1 protein-coding gene is annotated in these 1,976 nt (G+C 36.6%); it reads right to left on the reverse strand.

Annotated features, from left to right (window positions below; all coding sequences use genetic code 11):
- Nucleotides 1–46 precede the first annotated feature (46 nt).
- A complete protein-coding gene (locus tag QOS01_RS10235) occupies nt 47–1,768 on the reverse strand; it encodes a restriction endonuclease (RefSeq protein ID WP_326521111.1) in 1,722 nt (573 codons plus the stop codon).
- Between the last annotated feature and the right edge of the window lie 208 nt (nt 1,769–1,976).

Consider the following 1,976-nt stretch of genomic DNA (forward strand, 5'->3'; position numbering starts at 1 on the left):
TTACTTTTGTTTGTGGTTATTCAAAAGTCTATCACAAATGACTTTTTTATTTTTCTAACTTAATTTTACAAACCGCGGGACTAAAGAAAATAATCGCATCCAAATTCGGAACATCAATACCTTCCGTTAAGAATCGCACGTTTGATAAAATACGAGCCCGATTATCTTCTATATTATCGTCTGCTAACCAATCAATAGCCTCTTCTTTTTGTAGCGCATTTAGTTTTCCGTCAACATGTTTAATATCAACTTTAAAGCTTTCGGCAGACCTAGTATCAAGATATTCATTAACGACCTTTTCAAACTCTTCAGTAATTACTTTGGAATGCTTAATGTTATCGGTAAAGGCAATAGCTCGTTTCATAGGGGCACCTGTTATTTCTCCAGTTATACCATTTCGCTTCACCATTGCATTCCATACGCCAATTATTTTACCTATATCGTGAGGATCTAGCTGCTTCATTGCATTTTGCATATTTCTATTAACATATGACTCATTCACAGCTAAAACAACAACCTTATAGTCTGTCAAACGTCCCATCGAGACAGCTTTACCAAACCCTAGCCGATATATCTCCTCACCGTACCTTGCTGGGTCGTCCATAGAAAATACTTCAACATTATTTTTACTTGCCTTATGCTTAGCGCTCTCCATGTAAATTTTCGGAGTAGCAGTTTGATAAAGTCTAAGTTTGCTTTTTACGTTTTTATTAGAGTGAACTTCAGTAAATGCTGTGTCTTGTCCTAATTTGGCATATCCTGTTGTTCTGTGAGCCTCATCAGCAACAATTAAATCAAATTCGGGATACCCCACTTTTTGTGCCTCGTGAATCACATTGATTGACTGATATGTACTAAAAACTACCGTCATATCCTTGCCAAATTTAGAAGATAGAGATGCTTTGTAATTATTCATAAGTTGGTCAACATTAGTAGTTGGCTCGGCTCCAATATCTTTTGCCCCCAAATCGTCGTTATTTCTACTCTTCTTCTTATTTGCCTTACTATCTGACACAACCGAAAATGAGGTCATATGAATGCTGCTTGATATGTCATTGTTCCAATTAAACAAGGTTTGCGACAGCAGCTGAATACTTGGCACTAAATAAAGCACATTAAATTTAGTTTTGCCTTGATCTTCCATTAATGCTTCAGCAATTTTAAGACTCGTAAATGTCTTGCCAGTTCCTGGAGCCATAATTAGCTTTCCACGATCATGTGTCTTAAAGTAGGCAACAGCTTTATTAATAGCAGTTGACTGATATGGAAATGGCGTCCTACCCTTTTTAGTTAAAAGGGTGTTCTCTTTAGCGAAGGAGAATTTTTGCCAGTCAATATTAGCGTGACGTAATTGTGATAAGCCAATACGCGTAATTGGCTTTGTATTATTTTCTAATGCTGCCTCCGCATTTCTATTCCATTCATCTGTTGAGGAAACAAGTAGTCCTGCTGAATAATAATCTTTTCCCATCTCAGCTACAAAAGAGTTAATAGTGGCCTTACCCACTTTTCCTTTGTAGTATTTGGCCTGAACCGCTGTTAGATTTCCTGCATAATCACGAGCAACAATATCTACTCCTAAATCACGCTTAGGAATACCATATTTTTCAGGCACTTCATTTAACATCCACACATCAGAGAACTTCTGCTTATAGGTTGGCTCGTTTTTTAAGTATGCAACAACCATCTTTTCAAAGGCTGTTCCTCTGTCTCGCTGATTATCGAGATTGCTATCTATCTGATTTACTAGTTCGTCAAAAGTTGCCATTGCTTTTCTCCTAATCAATTATTGTTACTTATTATTATAGCAAGAGTAGGAGCTAATCATTTTGTGTCATCTGATGTTTCAACTTTTTTGTTTATTTGGTGGATTATAGAATGAAGTTAGCCACCTAATTAGTGGTAAATGCAAAAACGCCATTCGGCGTGACATCAGGTATCATATTAAGTGAATCAAACCTATATGAAAGGATGTC

It is taken from the genome of Limosilactobacillus avium (genome assembly GCF_947381485.1).
Classification (GTDB): Bacteria; Bacillota; Bacilli; order Lactobacillales; family Lactobacillaceae; genus Limosilactobacillus; species Limosilactobacillus avium.